The organism is Staphylococcus pseudoxylosus, from assembly GCF_003697915.1.
In the GTDB taxonomy this organism is placed as follows: Bacteria; Bacillota; Bacilli; order Staphylococcales; family Staphylococcaceae; genus Staphylococcus; species Staphylococcus pseudoxylosus.
The window spans coordinates 39,822-57,850 of record NZ_RCVN01000001.1; the positions used below are offsets into that span (position 1 = coordinate 39,822).

Genomic DNA, 18,029 nt, shown 5'->3' on the forward strand with positions numbered 1-18,029 from the left:
CATTTCATTTTATTGTTTGCATTAAATCAAACATTGGTAACATGATGACTAAATATAATGACACAATCATAATAGCTATTACTAAAAATATACATGGCTGGATAAATTTGATTATGAATTGCATTGATTGTTGAATTTTATCAATAATGATTTCACTATATAATTTTAATTCCACTTCAAGCCGTCCTTTTTTCTCACCTTCTTCTATAAAAATAACTAAATCCTCCTCAAAGCATGATAATTTTTTTAGAATTTCGCTCAATTTCAAACCTCTCTGTGTACCACTCGAGAGCGCTTTTGCTAAATAATTTAAATAACTGTCATCTTTTTGTCCGGAATAAATATCAACAATTTTATGTAGACTAATTCCATTTTTATAAAATAGCGAAAACTCTGAAGATAAGCGAAAAGTTTTATAAAGCTTAAAAAATTTTTGAAACAATGGGCATTGATAACATTAACTTTAATTTATAATGTACAGAGAGCTTTATATATAATAACCAAAGTAGTACCAAAGTTATCAGAACAACAATAATCAAATACCATATGAAAGAAGGCAGATTTACTATTATAAAAGTTAGGTCTCGCTGTACTGAAGTAATTTCTACTCCCATATTATGATATAAATTTTGAAACTCAGGAATAATAGTATGATTAAGAACAATGAGCATAATGATGAATATAGAAAGTAAAAGTAAAGGATATTGTATTGTTTTAAATAAGCGTTGCTTAATCTTATAATTACGTATTAAATACGCTTGAGCATGTGGTAATGTCTCTATTAAATCACCAAACATCTCAGCAAAATAAATTAGCATAATAATTGATTTAGGATACTTTAGTAATTTAAGAATTTGAGAGCAATCAGCACCATGTCTTAATTCCGCTTTAATTAACGATTTGGTTTCTAGCGACCTGATCTTAGTATGCTGTAGTAAAAAATCAAATGAATCACTTAAAGTAAAACCATGTTCCAGTAAGTCTTTTAACTTTGATAGCAAATTAATTTTGTCCTTTTCACTTAATATTGCAAAAGGATAAAATTTAGAGATAACGTTCCATCGATGTTTCACATATCATCCCCTCTTTTGACATTTTGTTTAACTTATAAGATAGGTTATGGAAATCATTGGGTAATGTATAACTGTTTTTAAAGAAATGATAAATATCTTCTCTAGTCATCTGTTCATATACAAGTTCCCTTTTATCTTCTTTAGTAGTAATAAGCCTTTGGTTTAATATACTAATGATTGATTGTATGAGCTGTTGGACTGTTATACCCATTTCTAGCAGCCTTAATATCACACCTTTACAATTACTAGCATGAATTGTCGAAAGTACTAAATGGCCGCTTAAACTGGCTTGTATCACATGTTTAGCTACATTTGCATCTCTTATCTCACCTATTAAAATAATATCTGGATCACATCGCAATATTGCTTTAAAAGAACTTTCATAATTTATCCCTGCCTTTTCATTCAATGAAATTTGCGTTATACCATTTATTAATTGTTCAACAGGTTCTTCAATTGTAATGATATTTAAGTTTAAGTGCTCTTTCGCATAAGACAACATGTGATACATTAACGTACTTTTTCCAGAGCCAGTAGGTCCACTCAATAAAATTAGTCCTTGTTTTTTGTTCATTAGATTATATAAATGCGTTATGTTCTGGTTATTTTTATGTTTTTGAAAATATTGGGGAATAATCCTAATAACGCAACTTTCATTTCCTAGAGATAAAGGAAGGGTTGATATTCTAAGGAAGTAAATTTGTTTTAATTTATAAATATATCTACCACTTTGAGCAACGTTGTGTTTAGAGACATCTAGTCCAGCTTGGTATTTCATATAGGTTAGTAATTTCAAATACGTATTTAATTGCAATGTTTCTATTGATTTCAAATCATCGCGGATTCTAAATTTAATCATAACTTCTTTATCTGCAGGAATAAAATGTATATCTGATGCATCATTATTAATTGCCTTTTCGATCATACTATTAAACAATAGCTTCAATAAAAAAACACCTCCTACATATATACACGTAAGAGGTGTGAAAATTACTTTTATTTTGTATCATTCATATTTACTACAGAAATTTAGCCCTACGCTATTTACCCATGTAAATATGGATTCATTTGTTCATCTTCCACTGTAGTATATGGACCATGTCCTGGGAATAAAGGTAGATCATCATCTAATTCAAATAATTTATCTAATATTGAATTAACTAATGTTTCGTAATCACCTTTATATAAATCAGTTCGACCTATACCCTGTTTAAATAAAGTATCACCCACAACAGCAAACTCATTAAAGACAAACGTCAAACTTCCTGGGGAATGACCAGGGGTATGTAATACGTTGAAATTAAAACCTGCTACATTTGCATCGCCTTCTTCAAGTGGTTGTGGTGTTGCGTGGCTGATAACATTAGGTAATCCATACTGTTTGAATTTTTCTGAACCATTTTTAGTTGTATTTGTTAAGAAATCAAATTCCGATTTATGCATAAATACGGGCACATCGTATTTCTCAATCATGTCATCTAGAGAGCCAATGTGATCAAAATGGCCATGAGTAAGTAATATAGCAACTAATTTTTTATTAATTTGATTTAACTTTTTAATAATTAAATCGCTATCATTAGCCGGATCAACTAAAATGACACTTGTATCATTCTCTATAAAATATACATTTGTTTCGACTAGACCTAAAGATAGACTCGAAATTTTCATTCTAGTTACCTCCGTCGTTCAAATATTTTTCTACTGCCTTTACTTTCTCGTTCATATTGCGTGATTTATCTCTTCGATCATCAATTCTAATATTTGTACATACACGACTTAGCCCTTTATCAAATGGTAATTCATGAATTGCTTGCACCACTTCGAATAAATCTTTTAAATCGCCTTCAATTAACGTGTTCATTGGCGTTAATTGATAATCAATTTTCCCTTGAGCTTTATATTCTTTTAATTTAGTTTGTATTTCGGCAATATATTTACTTACGCTTGGTCCTTCTGTCCCGACTGGTATAACAACTACATCTACGATAGCCATTATTTCACACCATCCTTTTCAATAATATAAGTATAAATTAGCCCTGCAGCACCTGTAATACCTGCATCATTTCCAAGCTGAGCTTGTACAATTTCAGTGTTTTGTTGAGCAGGCGTAAATGTTAAATTATGATATTCTGTTTTAATATTTTCAATTAATATCAATCCTGCAGTAGACATACCGCCACCTAAAACGATGTATTTCGGGTTACTCGTAACGCTGACTATACTACATAAATAAGCGATATAATTAGCTACACGTTCTGTTATAAAGATACAGAATTGATCGCCAGCTTTTGCAGCATCAAAGACTGCTTTTGCGCTTACTTTATTATCTTTAATTAATTGTAGAATTGAAGATTTGAATGTTAGTTTAGGATAATAGAAATTAACTAGGTTAACGACACCCGTAGCAGACGCCACCGTTTCTATACAACCTGATTTTCCGCAATTGCATTTAAAGCGTTGGTCATGGTCTACTCTAAAATGCCCTATCTCAGCACCAGAACCATTATGACCATGCACGATTTCACCATTTGAAATAATACCGCCACCTAATCCAGTACCAAGTGTAATAGCAACTACATCATCTGCACCATTACCCGCGCCTTTGTGCTTTTCACCTAAGGCAGCAACGTTTGCATCATTATCAACATAAACTGGACAATCTACAAATTGTTTGAAAATATTTCGCACATTTACTGTGTCTTTCCAATATAAATTAACCGCTCTGTTTACTTCTCCCGTTTCAAAATTCACAGGGCCAGGCACACCAATTCCAATACCTAAAACATCTGAAAAAGTGTTGTCTGATTTATCTATATGCTGTATGAAAGAATCATATATATTTTTTAATAGTAAATAGCCAGTAGTATCTGAGGTATCTGTATCGATTGACCATTTTGATAAACGGTTAAGATTTTCATCAAAAATTCCTAGTTTACATGTTGTTCCACCAATATCTGCTGCTAATATAATTTTGTTCATTTAATTTTCATCCTTCTCTGATTTATTAAAAGGGTGCACATCCTCTAACTGTAGTTCAAAAACACTTATATATCAAGGGATTTGGAGATTTTACACTAATAAGTATTCCAGATAATAAGCCTTTTTGAATCTAATCTTTATAAACCATTTAATATAGATTTATATTTCCTTATTTACATTTTAATCTTAATCAATTCTCAATTGCAATAATTATGAAACAACTTATCTAACAGTACAAGATACTTGTAATTTATAAGATTTACATGTTAAAAAGCATTAAGTTTAAATTATCAATATAGCGATTATGCTAACTTAAGATAAATAGTCATAATATAATATATTAGGTCGAGACAAAACACTGTCTCGACCTCTGCTACAACTCCGTTTATCCACTTTTTCTTTGGTTAATAATTAATCGACATTTTAAATAGTCATCCTTTGAAATAAGTCCTATGTTATATAGCGATTTTATTTCTTGTTCCATCATTTCATACATGTCTGCTTTATCTTTAAAGTAAACGATAAATCCAAATTTTTTAAGGAGTTGCTGGACGTCATAAAATGTATTAATTTTCTGAATCACTATCATCGCTCAATTCTTTGTTTAAATTAATATAATCATTGTTACTAGGGTCAGACTTTAACGCAGCTTTTATGTATTTCTTAGCTTTATCCTTGTTATCAAGGGACCTGTTTGCAATGGCTAATTGATAGTTCAAGAGTCCTGAATTAGGGTGTGCTCTTAACCCTCTTTCCCATGTTGCAATACCTTCTGCTTTCGAGTCTAACGTTGCTTTAATAAGTCCATTTAAATAATACGTTTCGTCATCGGCATAATCCTTATTAATAGTATGCTTTACCATTTCTTTTGCATCATCATAATTACCTTGTTTCATTTCCTTTGTAATAATCGTATTGTATATATTATCTTCTTTAATTGTAAAAATTCTGATTTGAGCGGCAATAAATAAGACTAGTGTTAATACTATGAGCAACCAGAAACGATTTTTATTTGTTTTAAAATAAAATCCTATTAATGTTATTAACAAACCACCAATGAAGCCGCCTATATGTGCAACAATATTTACATTTTGCATAAACAGTGATAGCCCGATCATAATTAAAAGAACAATTAATAATTGTCCAATTAATTTACGGTTGAACTGTTTACCTACATACATAAATATAAATATTGCACCAATCAATCCGAATATAGCACCACTTGCACCTACAGAAACGGTATCAGTATTAAATGAAAGTGAAGCAAAATTACCAAATAAACCAGCGACAATATATATTACAAGCATTCTCCAATGACCAACGATAGCTTCTACAATTTTCCCAAATATAAATAGACTCAACATATTCATTAAAATATGTTCAAAATTATAATGTAAAAAGATAGAGGTAATCAATCTATACCATTCACCATGTACAACATTAAAATGTACAAGCCCACCTACGTCTAATAATTTTAAATCTGAAAAACGATTTAAAAACAATGTCATAGCTAACCAAATCATAATATTAATAGCAATTATTGTATATGTAACAGGGGCGAACTTAAGCATATGTTTTTCAATAGGATTGTTATTGAGCGCGCGTTGTTTATAGTACGATTTTGTATGCTTGGTTGTACGATGATACATTTTTTTCACAAAGAAATTTGGCATGATTCTTTCTATATGCTCTGCTTCTCTAATGATTTTAACCTTAAATTTAACCGGTTTAGTTTCATTTAAGTTCTCATCTGTAAACATTTTATCTGTAAAAATATATAATTCATAATTCTTGGGTTTAAACCCTAAAAATGTAATGATATTATCTTGGTTTTCTTGGATTCGAGTTTTATCAAATCTAACATCTTGAGTTGAATTAGCGCCATATTTAAATATTACAATACTTTGTGATTTCTTATTCGCTAACCAAACTTCATCATTATCTTTATTTGTGTGAACAACATGATAATTCAGGTATTTAATCCAAGTATATATGCACTTCCAATAATGTTTCTCAGTGATCATATTTGCCTCCATTATTTAGTTGTTGCTATGATTAATTTTTCAACTGGTTCATCATGTTTTTCTGTTTCAAACGAATTTAATTGAAAATCATATAGCAGACTGATAGTAGATTGTTTATTGTTACTTAAAAATCTATCAAAATATCCCCCACCATAACCGATACGGTAACCAATATTATTAAACACGACGCCAGGAACTACTACTAAATCTAAATTATTAGTGATTTCAGTATCTGTATTGACGTGATTAATGCCTTTGTCATCTGGACCAATGTGGTTTAAATCATCTACATGTTTAAATGTCATTTCCTTCGTTTGATAATTTGTTTCGGGTACAAAAACAGTTTTTCCGTCTTCTATCATTTGTTGAATAATAGGATATGTATTTACTTCATGAGGCATCGATAACACAATGCCAATCCGTTGTGATAGTTTATATTCATCTGTATTGAAAAAGTGATCGCTTAGATATTTATCTGCCGCTTGCTTATTCGATTGTTTCATAAATTGTTTCATTAAATTAATATTTTTTTGACGTAATAATTTTTTGGACATTTTGAACCCCTTCCCCCAATACATACTTCTATTATTATAACGTTAAAGATTTGTAATGTCATTTAACTGCTTTTTAAAATAAGCGAAAAAATAACCAGATCCTATACAAGAATCTGGTTTAAAATATTAATTATTTTGTTTCACGGTGCATAGTGTGTTTGTTGTCACGTGCACAGTGTTTTTTCATTTCTATACGTTCAGGATTAGTACGTTTATTTTTTGTAGTAATGTAGTTTCTTTCTCCACATTCTGTACAAGCTAGAGTTACGTTTACGCGCATGCTAATTCCTCCTTACCTTTTCAAAATACGACCTATTAATCATACCATTTAGTTATAAAATTGAAAAGTATTATTTTTCAATAAAGACGACTATATCAGTATTTATAACAAAATCGCTTATTTTATTTTTCAGCTCGTTCTTTAAAATAGTAGTTTATAACATCTCTACCTAAATCTCCACCATTTAACCATGGTTCTGGAACTGGTTGATTGGTATACACAATTGAAAATGCAAGTTTAGGGTCCTTAATTGGTGCATAACCAACATAAGTTGAGTTTACTCTTGATTCACCGTTTTGGAAAACTTCAGCGGTACCTGTTTTACCTGCGGATGGTACTTCGGTATCGTTAAAGCTTTGATAACCTGTACCAGGTTTTTCATTAAACGCCATCTCAAATCCATCTTGAATTTGCTTAATTTGCTCTCCTGAGTTATTTACTCTGTTAAGCACCTTACCCTTAACCTTCTCTTTTACAGGGCCCAATGTATCTTTATTTGTTGCCTGCCTAATTTCTAAGCCAATATGTGGTTGAACTCTATATCCGTTATTACCAATTGTAGAAACATACTGCGCCAATTGTAAAGGTGTATACGTATCGTATTGCCCTATTGCTAAATCAAGGAAATTACCTGGATTATCAGTCAATGGTTCAATTTGTCCATTTGTTTCATTCGGTAAATCAATACCTGTTTTGACACCAAGTCCTACTTGATTCAATCCTTTACGTAGCTTTTGACCTGCCTCAGAAATATCATTTGGTAATGTCATATTTGCTGAATATGGAGACCCAGCCATTTTCAATGCTGTCTTAAACATATAAACGTTAGATGAGTGCATTAGTGCTTCTTTATCGTTTATCGTTTTTCTACCATCTTGGTTAAAGTAAGAGCGTTTTGTCAGACCACCAGCAAATTTCAGTGGTTCATCAACCATTTGGTCACCAACATTAATTGCATTGTTTTGATAACCGGCTAATAAAGTGCCACCTTTTACAGATGAACCAACGGCAAATTGTGATGTAAATGTACCTATGTCATAATCTGTTAAATCGCCGTTCTTATCTATTTGTTTACCAGCCATCGCTAAAATATCGCCGTTATTTGGATTTTGCACAACTATGAGTGCATTATCCATATCTTTAGCGCCTTCACTACGAAGTTTTGATATTTGCTTCTCTAAGTATTCTTCGGTTTTTTTCTGTAAGTCGATGTCAATGCTAAGCACTAAATCATCACCACGGGAACCAGGATTAATGACTTTGGAATCAATGACTTTACCTGATTTATCAGTAGTATACTTCATTTCTTTTTTCTTGCCTTTTAAAATATCATCATATTGATATTCTAGATATGATTTTCCTACACGATCATTACGAGAATATCCTTTAGCCAAGTATTGCTCGGTTAGTTCTTTAGGGATACCCTCTTCAGTCGTAGATACATCTCCAAAGATACCTCTTAATGTATCACCATTAGGGTATTTTCTGTCCCAATCCATTGTTGTATTGACACCTGGCAAATCAGATAATTTTTGTGACACCGCTGCGTATTCTTCATCAGTGACATCCTCATTTTTAATCATTTGTGGGTCAAGCGCTGAACCAGACATCATTTCTCTATAAATAGCTAAGACTTGCAAATCTTTGTCACTTAGTGTGTTGATTTGCTTTTTCCCAATTTTTTTATATAAAGACTCGTCATAGTCGTCTTGAGAAATACTGCCATCATCAAGTAATGCTTGTTCGCTTTGCATTAATGTTCTCGCTTTATTCGGATGTAATTGAATCCAATAGTCTTGTTTATCTCGATCTGTTATTTTGTCAGTATCCATTTTAATTAAATCAGATAGATCTTTAGCAATTTTTAAAACTTCTGTTTGTGAAGTTTTTCTTCCACGCGCATATGTAATCGCTTTTTTAGAAGCGTTATCAACAAGAACTTTACCATTTCTATCTAATATACGCCCTCTCGGTACGGCTTCATTAACTGTTAAATTTTCGCTATTTTTTATCAGTTGTTTATAATGAGAACCCTGTGCAATTTGTAAATAACCTAACCTTAAGACAACTACTGCAAAAATAAATACAATCACACCAAATATAAAACTAATTCTTTTATTCATTGTATTTCTAATTTTTTCATCATTTGACTTTTCTTTTAATCTTTTTAACAAAACAGCATACCTCAATTCAAAAGTTCTCACTACAAATGATATATGAAATTAGCGAATATTTCTATTATTTTAGTTAAAAAAAATGACGACCTAGTAAAAGGCCGTCATATTCGCTAGCTCAATTATTTAGCTGCGTTATATAATTCGTCAACTTTTTCCCAATTTACAACGTTCCAGAATGCACTAATATAGTCTGGACGTTTGTTTTGGTATTTAAGATAATAAGCGTGTTCCCAAACATCTAATCCTAAGATAGGTGTTTTGCCTTCAGTAATTGGATTGTCTTGGTTAGGTGTAGTAACGATTTCTAAGTTACCGTTATTAACTACTAACCATGCCCAACCTGAACCGAAACGTGCTGCTGCTTTGTCTGCAAATTCTTCTTTAAATGCGTCTAAAGAACCCCATTGTTCTTTAATTTTATCAACAACAGTACCTTTTTCTTCTGAGTTTGGAGTTAATAATTCCCAGAATAATGAGTGGTTTAAATGTCCACCGCCATTATTGCGAACAGCTGTTTGAATGTTTTCTGGAACACTGTCTAGATTCGCAACAATTTCTTCAATTGATTTAGATTCTAAATCAGTTCCTTCTACTGCTGCGTTTAATTTAGTTACATAAGTGTTATGGTGTTTGCCATGGTGAATTTCCATTGTTTGTTGATCAATGTGTGGTTCCAATGCATCAAAACCATAAGGTAAATTTGGTAATTCAAAAGCCATAAATAATCATCCTCCTAATTAATCTTTAAATAAAGCATAACAACTAATTTTGATAACAACAATTAATCTGCTTAAAGTTTAATTGAAAAGTTATTGAATAATATTTGTCATCTTTAGTTACTCTACTAGTATATCTCAAATTGGACTTATTTAAACATGTTTATGCAACAATTTTAAAAATTCAATTTAATTCATACGAAAGACCTATGATTTATGGAAAATATTTTGTATTTTGAATCTTATTTGTACAATTTACAATTAAGCTTGCTGACAAGTTTCACACACGCCATAAACTTCTAATTTATGTGTATGGATATCAACTTTAGGAAGAAATGCTTTAATTTGTTCAATAGGACAAAAATCAATTACTTTTGTATCGCCACATGATTCGCATATAAAATGATGATGATGATGATCTGTGCAAGCAATTCTAAATTTCATTTCACCATCTAATTCTGTACCTTCAACTATGCCTAAATCTTTAAATAAATGTAAATTACGATAAATTGTATCGAACGATATGCCAGGGAAATTTTTATCCATTTCTTGTTGGATCATTTTAGCATTGATATATTTATCTTCAGAGACGAATATATCAAGCATTTCACGTCTCTTATTTGTATATTTATGTCCGTGATTTTTAATGATACTAATAGCCTCTTCAGTTTTCATCGTTAGCATCTCCTTTTATTGTTCGTATTTTAAATTTCTGATACATCATCGCAATAGCGAGTATGAGTACAAGTAATACTACAATTACACCACCTGGTGATATATTCATATAAAACGCTAATACGAGTCCTCCAATAACTGAAATTTCTCCAATAACAACGCTTAAAATGATTAACTGTTTAAAACCTTTTGTGAGTCGCATTGAAATTGCTACAGGTAACGTGATTAGTGCACTCACTAATAAGATACCTACTACACGCATAGATGCAGATATAACCATTGCTACAATAATAATAAATATAAATTGAATCCATTTAGGTATTCCTATCACTTTACTATATTCTTCATCAAAAGATAATATGAATAATTCTTTGTAAAAAGAAAGTATAAATACAAGAACAATGATGACAATTACAATAATTGTAAATAGGTCGCTTAATGTGACTGCACTGATAGAACCAAATAGTAGTCCGACAATTTCTTGGTTGAAGCCATCTGCCAAGGAGATAAATATTGCACTTAACGCAATACCAGCACTCATAATAATTGGAATAGCAATTTCTTGATAATTACTGTAAGAAGTTCTTAACTTTTCAATAAGTAATGCACCGATTACAGCATATAAAATACCAAACCACATTGGATTAATAAATGCCAATGTAGGAATTACTGTGACAATAAACATTCCAAATGAAATACCACCAAGTGTGACATGGCTTAATGCATCTGCAATCAATGATAGTCTCCTGACAACAATGAAAGCACCAATTAACGGTGCAATTAAACCGATAAGTAGTCCACTTGCAAGTGAATATCTCATAAAATCAAAATTTAGTAAGGCTTCAATCATGATGAACAACACTCCCTACTATGTTGATGATCAACAAATTGAATAGGGTGACCATAAATTTTTGATATTTCAACTTCGTCTAATGATTTAAAGTCTTCAGTTGTGCCATGAAAATGTAAATGCTTATTCAAGCAAGCAACTTCTGTTGCCGTATCTGCAACAACCCCAATATCATGTGTAACAAGTATGATGGTTACACCTTCTTGTTTTAGTGTGTTCAAAGTCTCATAGAATTCACTTACATGCTTTGCATCAATACCGCTAGTTGGTTCATCAAGAATTAGTACAGATGGTTCACTGATTAACGCACGTGCAATTAATACTCTTTGTTGTTGTCCACCGGATAATTCTGCTATGTTTTTGTCGATCAAATGTTCAATGTTAAGACGTGATAAAACAGTTTTTACACTTTGCTCATCTTTTTTATTGAACCATTGAAATAGTTTCTTACGCTTGGTAAGCCCACTGATAACGACTTCTTTTACGCTAGCTGGGAAACCGGCTTTAAACGCCTGTGCTTTTTGAGAAACGTAACTAATTTTAAGTAAAGACTGATTACCATTATAGTCTTTCCCATCAACATAAATTTGGCCTTTTTGAATTGGTAATAAGCCTAATATGATTTTTAGTAAAGTTGATTTCCCGGCACCATTAGGCCCTACAATTGCAACAAACTCTCCTCGATTAATTTTAATATTTATATTTTCAAGTACTTGTTTGTTGTCAAAATAATAATCTATATTTTTTAATTCGAATACTGGCGTAGACATGTTTTCACCTCGTTCTATACTATACAATGAGATTTTAATTATGTAAATAGTAATGTTTACGAATTAACAAAAAAGAGTAACATGCAAATTCTAAGTGTATTATTAGAATTCACATATTACTCTTCACCGTTCTAGCGGAATAAATCCCCAAAACTTTTCTTCATTTATATTGTTTAAAAGTGATTAATCAGACCCTTTAAAATACGGTCTATTTTTAAGAAACATATTATTGATTTAAAATTTTATTCTTCAAATCTGGATCAAATTGTTGTTGTTTTAACATTTCGATTTCTAATTTATATGGTGGTTTTTTGTTCTTTTTATCTTCACCAACATAAGGTGTTTCTAATATTTTTGGAATTTCTTTAAACGTATCATGATGTACAATATAGTTAAGCGCATCGAACCCAATATAACCAAATCCGATATTTTCATGCCTATCTTTATGTGCCCCAATATCATTTTTACTATCGTTTACATGCACAACTTTAATTCTATCGACACCTATAATTTTATCAAATTCGTTTAAAACACCATCGAAATCTTCTTTTACGTTATAACCAGCATCGTGTGTATGACATGTATCAAAACAGACAGATAGTCTTTCATTATGATTTACTCCATCAATAATTCTAGCTATCTCTTCAAAGTTTCTGCCAATTTCAGATCCCTTACCAGCCATTGTTTCTAATGCTATTCTAACATCATTATCGTTCGTTAGAACTTCGTTAAGACCTTCTATTATCTTTTTAATACCTGCATCTGTACCTTCTCCAACATGAGCACCCGGGTGTAATACGATATCTTTTGCGCCTAATGCTTGTGTACGTTCTATTTCACTTTGTAAGAACTCCACACCAAGTTCAAAGACATGTGGTTTAACTGTATTAGCGATATTTATAATATAAGGTGCATGCACAACGATATTTGATAGATCATGAGCTTTCATTACTTCATGACCTTTTTCAATATTCAATTCTTCGATAGGCTTTCTTCTAGTGTTTTGTGGCGCACCTGTATAAATCATAAATGTAGACTCACCAAATTTGTGTGCTTCCTCAGCTGAGCCTTCTAACATTTTTTTACCATTCATCGATACATGAGACCCTAATAACATAAAATTCACCTATCCTTTTCTATTTTTTCTTTCCTGTCTACTCTTTTGTTTACTAAATTGTTTGCGTTCTTTACGTTTTAAATCATCCAAATCACGCTTGAATTTCTTCTTGTAACCAGGCTTGACTTTTTTCTTATTACTTTTAACTTTATATTTTAATTGATTTGTTAAATGATCGTCTTTATTTTTACGTGATTGACGTAAATTATGCGCTTTAATAGGCTTTAACTCATCGTCTTTAATATCAACGTTTTCAAACTGATAGCCACGTTGTTCAATTAATGCAACATTATTTTCTTCATCAGGGCTGTACAAAGTAATTGCAACGCCTTTATATTGCCCTCTACCAGTACGTCCCACACGATGTGTGAAGAAATCAATATCATTTGGTACATCAAAGTTAATTACATGACTTACACCATCAATATCAATACCACGTGATGCTAAATCACTAGCTATTACGTATTGGAATTCTAAATTTCTAATACGTTTCATTTGTTGTTTACGTTCCCTAGGTGAAAGACCACCGTGAATCATACCTAATTTCAAACCAGCAGCATTAAGTTGGTTAGCTAATTCATCAGCACTATCTCTACTATTACAGAAAATGATACATAAATATGGGTTTAGTATATCAATTAACTTTAAAGTCTTTTCTATTTTAGCTTCGCCTTTTGTCGGAATTAAATAGAATTCTATATTCTTTTTGTTCTTTTCTGTATTTTCTATCTCTACAAAATCTGGATTTTCAAGATATTTATTTAAAAATGGATGTAACGATTTAGGTATTGTCGCACTGAACACTGCAATATGCGCTTTCTCATCTAATCTTGTAGCAATATGATCTACTTCATCTATTAGCCCTAAATCTATCATTAAGTCTGCTTCATCAATAACTAAGTAGGATGCTAAGTGTACATGTAAATCCCCGTGTTTAGCTAAATCATTTATACGTGTAGGTGTACCGATAACAAGTTGTGGTTGATTCTTTGCACGACTACGATCTTTTTCAATATCTGTGCCACCTATGAAAAGTTTTACTGACACATCTTCTTTAAATTTTGTTATATGGCTAGCAACATCAAAAAGTTGTTGCGCTAATTCTCTTGTAGGAGCTACAACAATTGCTTGTGGTTCTTTGTATTCTGTATCTATTGAATTAATTAATGGTAATAAAAATGCATGGGATTTACCTGTCCCTGTTTGTGATTGGCCGATTAAGTTTACTTGTTTTATTATTTTTGGTATTACTCGGCTTTGAATTTCAGTCGGTTGATCAAAATTCAAATCTTTCACAGCATCAATCAGACTTGGTTCTAAATTAAATTTCTCAAATGGGTGATTTGCCATGTCTTGGCCTCCTTAAATCTTCATCTTATCTATTATAAAGCATTACCGTATAATTTTGAACTAAATTATTATCTCAGATTAAATGGGTAATAATTGCTACAAAATATTTGTCAGTAGTAGTATCAATATAAACTCATAACGATATCTCAATATTCTCCGCTAAGAATGCTAACTTTAATAAATTATGATTGTCAAAAATCAATTATATTTTAATTGTCATCCAATATTTCATATTAACGGCTGAAGCATTGAATATGCTTCAGCCACAAATTGTTGTTATAAGTATTCAAAGGGGTCTGTATTTATCTCAGAAGCTTCAATATTAAATGTTTTATCTTCAACATTCAGCCAATCTTCTAAAAGATGGCATAGCCCTTCTCTCATTACATATTCACTGTAATGGTTGATATCTAATAAATTAACACCTGCGATTTTAGCGTCTAAAGCATCATGGTGTTTAATATCACCTGTCACAAAGATGTCAGCACCTTTCTGACTGGCAGCGTACTCAAATCCAATACCTGATCCACCTATTATAGCGACAGTTTCTATGTTTGCGTTGAGATCGCCTGAGAAACGTACACTTGGCATTTTCAATTGCTCTTTAACATGGCTCACAAAATTTTTCACTGTCGTCACTTCTTTAAGCTTGCCTATCATGCCTAAACCATAATTCGCTTGTTTTGTAAGTTCTATAAAATCATAAACCGGTGTTTCATATGGATGGTGTTGTGTAATTAAGTCTTGCGTTAAAGTTCTTTGAGTATATTCAATCATAAATTCTAATTTATATTCTTGTACATGAGAAATTTGATCTTTTTCACCGATATGTGGGTTTGCATTATCAACCGGCTTAAATTGACCCGTGCCAGGGCTTTCGAAAAAGCAGTATTGATAATCCCCCTCTTGAGCTACACCTGCTTCACTTAAAGCTTCTTTAAAATCGCTTAAGTTTTCTTCTGGAATGAATACTTGAACTTTGTAATACGCTATATTTTCAGGATTTAAAATCTGCTGTTTTTCTAAACCTAATTTATTAGCAAGCATCGCATTCACACCTTTTGGATAAACATCCAAATTAGTATGTAATGCAATAAGATTAACATCGTTTTTGATTAGTTTACGTATGATTAGCCCATAACCTTCTTGTTGAGTAATATTTTTTATCCCTTTAAAAATTAGAGGATGATGACAAATTATTGTATTACAGCCTTTATTTAACGCTTCATCAACAATCTCTTTAGTACAATCGAGTGCTGTTAATATGCCTGTTACTTTGTTAGCTTTATCACCAATTAATAAACCTACGTTATCCCATGATTCTGCTGTATCAAATGGAACGTGCGTATTAATAGTTTTTAATAATTCATCTATAGTCATTTATAACACCTCATTAATTAGATTTAACTCATCATTAATTTCATCTAAACGTTTAGCATGTGTTTTAGGGTTTAAATTATTTTTTATCTTTAATAATGCTTCTTTTTCACGTTCCCATTTTTTGTTAAATAAATCATTTTTATCTTTAACTAATTCAGGTCCGAATTTTAATTCTATTTGAGTCATAGATGGTGTTTTTTCGAAATACTCAGCAACAATAATTTCATAGATATGCCCTTTTTCTTCCATAATTTCTTCAGCTATTATGCCATAATTTAATTCTACAAGCTTATTTCTAATGGCACTTGACTGTATATTACTTTGTAACACCAATCTCGGTTTACTGCATAATTTATTAGCGCCATCACCTATAATTTTAGCTATGAGCGGACCACCCATGCCACATATAGTAATTGAAGTTACAGCATCACCATCTTGTATAACTGTTAAACCATCACCTAGTCGTACATCGATATGATGACTGAGTTGATGCTCGCTTACGTTTCGTTTAGAAGCATCAAATGGCCCTTTAATGACTTCGCCTGCAATTGCTTTTTTTGTTAATTTATTTTCTATAGCATAAATAGGTAGATAAGCATGATCCGAACCAATATCAGCTAAATATTCACCTTTAATATAGTTACTTACTCGTTTTAATCTTTGATTTAATGGAATCATAAAAGTGCTCCTCTTTTAATATGTAAAAAAGGAGCGGAATTGAAATCAAAATTTTCAATTTGATCTCGTATTCCCGCTCCCTGTATCACTGACTTGTTTTTAAAGCTATTAAATAGCGTATTGTACACTTCGTCAGCTATTGTACATGCGTACATAGAGACACATCAACACTCGTTCATTACGTAGTTAATGCCTCAAGCACTAAAAATTAGTCCATAAAATCTTTTAGACGTTTGCTTCTACTTGGATGTCTTAATTTTCTAAGTGCTTTTGCTTCTATCTGACGAATACGTTCTCTTGTAACACCAAATACTTTACCAACTTCTTCAAGTGTACGTGTTCTACCATCATCTAATCCAAAACGTAAACGCAATACATTTTCTTCTCGATCAGTTAATGTGTCTAATACATCTTCTAATTGTTCTTTTAATAGTTCATAGGCTGCATGATCAGAAGGGCTTTGCGCTTCTTGGTCTTCAATGAAATCACCTAAATGACTGTCATCTTCCTCACCGATTGGCGTTTCTAATGAGACAGGTTCCTGAGCAATTTTCAGTATTTCTCTTACTTTCTCAGGAGGTAAGTCCATTTCTTCTCCGATTTCTTCAGGAGCAGGATCACGGCCTAAGTCTTGTAATAATTGTCTCTGTACACGGATTAACTTGTTGATTGTTTCAACCATGTGAACAGGGATACGAATTGTACGGGCTTGGTCAGCAATAGCACGTGTGATCGCTTGACGAATCCACCACGTTGCATAAGTTGAAAATTTAAATCCTTTATTAAAATCAAATTTTTCAACTGCTTTTATTAATCCCATATTACCTTCTTGAATAAGGTCTAAGAATAGCATGCCACGACCTACGTATCTCTTCGCAATACTAACAACAAGACGTAAGTTAGCTTCGGCTAAACGAGATTTTGCAACTTCGTCGCCTTGCTCAATTTTTTTAGCCAATTCAATTTCTTCTTGAGCGTTTAATAAATCTACTCGTCCAATTTCTTTTAGATACATACGAACTGGATCATTTATTTTTACGCCTGGAGGTGCACTTAAATCATTTAGATTCAGTTTAGAATCTTTATCAGAACTATCTTTTTCATTAACTAAACTAATATCGTTATCTGTTAATTGATCAAATAGTTCATCCATTTGGTCAGAATCCATTTCGAAGTTTTGTAATTTTTCAGCAACTTCTTCATGGCTTAGGTGCCCTTCTTTTTTACCTTTTTCAATTAATTGTTTTTTTACATCTTCTAAAGTTAGAGATGGGTCAATGGTTTGTTTTTTAACTTTAACTTTATTTCCAGACATGAAAAGGCCTCCCGAATATAATATCAACTTGATATCAAAATATTTTATAGATAAAATTAGTAAAATCTACTCAAAACATTGTATCGTATAC

General features: G+C 31.6%; 20 protein-coding genes. All 20 read right to left on the reverse strand.

Annotated elements, in window-relative coordinates; genetic code table 11:
• Window positions 1–4 precede the first annotated feature (4 nt).
• Window positions 5–442 (reverse strand): type II secretion system F family protein, encoded by a 438-nt coding sequence (locus D9V42_RS15370; RefSeq protein ID WP_233665219.1) that lies wholly within the window; start codon window positions 440–442, stop codon window positions 5–7.
• On the reverse strand, window positions 423–1,073 hold the full coding sequence (locus D9V42_RS15375) for a type II secretion system F family protein (protein ID WP_233665217.1): 651 nt from the start codon (window positions 1,071–1,073) through the stop codon (window positions 423–425). Before D9V42_RS15375 ends, D9V42_RS15370 begins: the two co-directional genes overlap by 20 nt.
• Window positions 1,045–2,019 carry a competence type IV pilus ATPase ComGA gene (comGA, locus tag D9V42_RS00215; protein WP_122062373.1) on the reverse strand — a complete coding sequence of 325 codons (975 nt, stop codon included), beginning with the start codon at window positions 2,017–2,019 and terminating at the stop codon, window positions 1,045–1,047. Before comGA ends, D9V42_RS15375 begins: the two co-directional genes overlap by 29 nt.
• Before the next feature lie 98 nt (window positions 2,020–2,117).
• A complete protein-coding gene (locus tag D9V42_RS00220) occupies window positions 2,118–2,741 on the reverse strand; it encodes an MBL fold metallo-hydrolase (RefSeq protein ID WP_122062375.1) in 624 nt (207 codons plus the stop codon).
• 1 nt (window position 2,742) lies between these two features.
• Window positions 2,743–3,066: an MTH1187 family thiamine-binding protein gene (locus D9V42_RS00225; protein WP_029377188.1), complete on the reverse strand. Its 324-nt coding sequence runs from the start codon at window positions 3,064–3,066 to the stop codon at window positions 2,743–2,745.
• A complete protein-coding gene (locus tag D9V42_RS00230) occupies window positions 3,066–4,052 on the reverse strand; it encodes a glucokinase (RefSeq protein WP_122062377.1) in 987 nt (328 codons plus the stop codon). Before D9V42_RS00230 ends, D9V42_RS00225 begins: the two co-directional genes overlap by 1 nt.
• Window positions 4,053–4,437: 385 nt before the next feature.
• The gene (locus D9V42_RS00235; RefSeq protein WP_107555987.1) at window positions 4,438–4,635 is read right to left on the reverse strand and encodes a YqgQ family protein; all 198 of its coding nucleotides are present in this window, start codon (window positions 4,633–4,635) and stop codon (window positions 4,438–4,440) included.
• Window positions 4,619–6,076 carry a rhomboid family intramembrane serine protease gene (locus D9V42_RS00240; RefSeq protein ID WP_122062379.1) on the reverse strand — a complete coding sequence of 486 codons (1,458 nt, stop codon included), beginning with the start codon at window positions 6,074–6,076 and terminating at the stop codon, window positions 4,619–4,621. Before D9V42_RS00240 ends, D9V42_RS00235 begins: the two co-directional genes overlap by 17 nt.
• An 11-nt stretch (window positions 6,077–6,087) precedes the next feature.
• Window positions 6,088–6,630 carry a 5-formyltetrahydrofolate cyclo-ligase gene (locus tag D9V42_RS00245; protein WP_122062381.1) on the reverse strand — a complete coding sequence of 181 codons (543 nt, stop codon included), beginning with the start codon at window positions 6,628–6,630 and terminating at the stop codon, window positions 6,088–6,090.
• Between the two features lie 130 nt (window positions 6,631–6,760).
• The gene (gene rpmG, locus D9V42_RS00250) at window positions 6,761–6,910 is read right to left on the reverse strand and encodes a 50S ribosomal protein L33 (RefSeq protein WP_002483181.1); all 150 of its coding nucleotides are present in this window, start codon (window positions 6,908–6,910) and stop codon (window positions 6,761–6,763) included.
• 122 nt (window positions 6,911–7,032) lie between these two features.
• Window positions 7,033–9,084: a peptidoglycan D,D-transpeptidase FtsI family protein gene (locus D9V42_RS00255; RefSeq protein ID WP_122062383.1), complete on the reverse strand. Its 2,052-nt coding sequence runs from the start codon at window positions 9,082–9,084 to the stop codon at window positions 7,033–7,035.
• A gap of 122 nt (window positions 9,085–9,206) precedes the next feature.
• Window positions 9,207–9,806 (reverse strand): superoxide dismutase, encoded by a 600-nt coding sequence (locus D9V42_RS00260; RefSeq protein WP_017724588.1) that lies wholly within the window; start codon window positions 9,804–9,806, stop codon window positions 9,207–9,209.
• A 258-nt stretch (window positions 9,807–10,064) separates the two neighbouring features.
• On the reverse strand, window positions 10,065–10,478 hold the full coding sequence (locus D9V42_RS00265; RefSeq protein WP_107531630.1) for a Fur family transcriptional regulator: 414 nt from the start codon (window positions 10,476–10,478) through the stop codon (window positions 10,065–10,067).
• The gene (locus D9V42_RS00270) at window positions 10,468–11,328 is read right to left on the reverse strand and encodes a metal ABC transporter permease (RefSeq protein ID WP_122062385.1); all 861 of its coding nucleotides are present in this window, start codon (window positions 11,326–11,328) and stop codon (window positions 10,468–10,470) included. Before D9V42_RS00270 ends, D9V42_RS00265 begins: the two co-directional genes overlap by 11 nt.
• Entirely contained in the window at window positions 11,325–12,098 is a 774-nt protein-coding gene (locus tag D9V42_RS00275; RefSeq protein ID WP_107555982.1) for a metal ABC transporter ATP-binding protein, read from the reverse strand. The genes D9V42_RS00270 and D9V42_RS00275 overlap by 4 nt, the downstream gene beginning before the upstream one ends.
• 226 nt (window positions 12,099–12,324) lie before the next feature.
• Window positions 12,325–13,215: a deoxyribonuclease IV gene (locus tag D9V42_RS00280; protein ID WP_122062387.1), complete on the reverse strand. Its 891-nt coding sequence runs from the start codon at window positions 13,213–13,215 to the stop codon at window positions 12,325–12,327.
• Between the two features lie 9 nt (window positions 13,216–13,224).
• Window positions 13,225–14,565, reverse strand: coding sequence for a DEAD/DEAH box helicase (locus D9V42_RS00285; protein ID WP_107555984.1), 1,341 nt, complete (start codon window positions 14,563–14,565; stop codon window positions 13,225–13,227).
• A gap of 276 nt (window positions 14,566–14,841) precedes the next feature.
• Window positions 14,842–15,945 carry a Nif3-like dinuclear metal center hexameric protein gene (locus tag D9V42_RS00290; protein WP_122062389.1) on the reverse strand — a complete coding sequence of 368 codons (1,104 nt, stop codon included), beginning with the start codon at window positions 15,943–15,945 and terminating at the stop codon, window positions 14,842–14,844.
• The gene (locus tag D9V42_RS00295; RefSeq protein WP_107531636.1) at window positions 15,946–16,623 is read right to left on the reverse strand and encodes a tRNA (adenine(22)-N(1))-methyltransferase; all 678 of its coding nucleotides are present in this window, start codon (window positions 16,621–16,623) and stop codon (window positions 15,946–15,948) included.
• Between the two features lie 208 nt (window positions 16,624–16,831).
• Window positions 16,832–17,938, reverse strand: a complete 1,107-nt coding sequence (rpoD, locus tag D9V42_RS00300) for an RNA polymerase sigma factor RpoD (protein WP_017724596.1) — start codon at window positions 17,936–17,938, stop codon at window positions 16,832–16,834.
• Window positions 17,939–18,029: the final 91 nt, after the last annotated feature.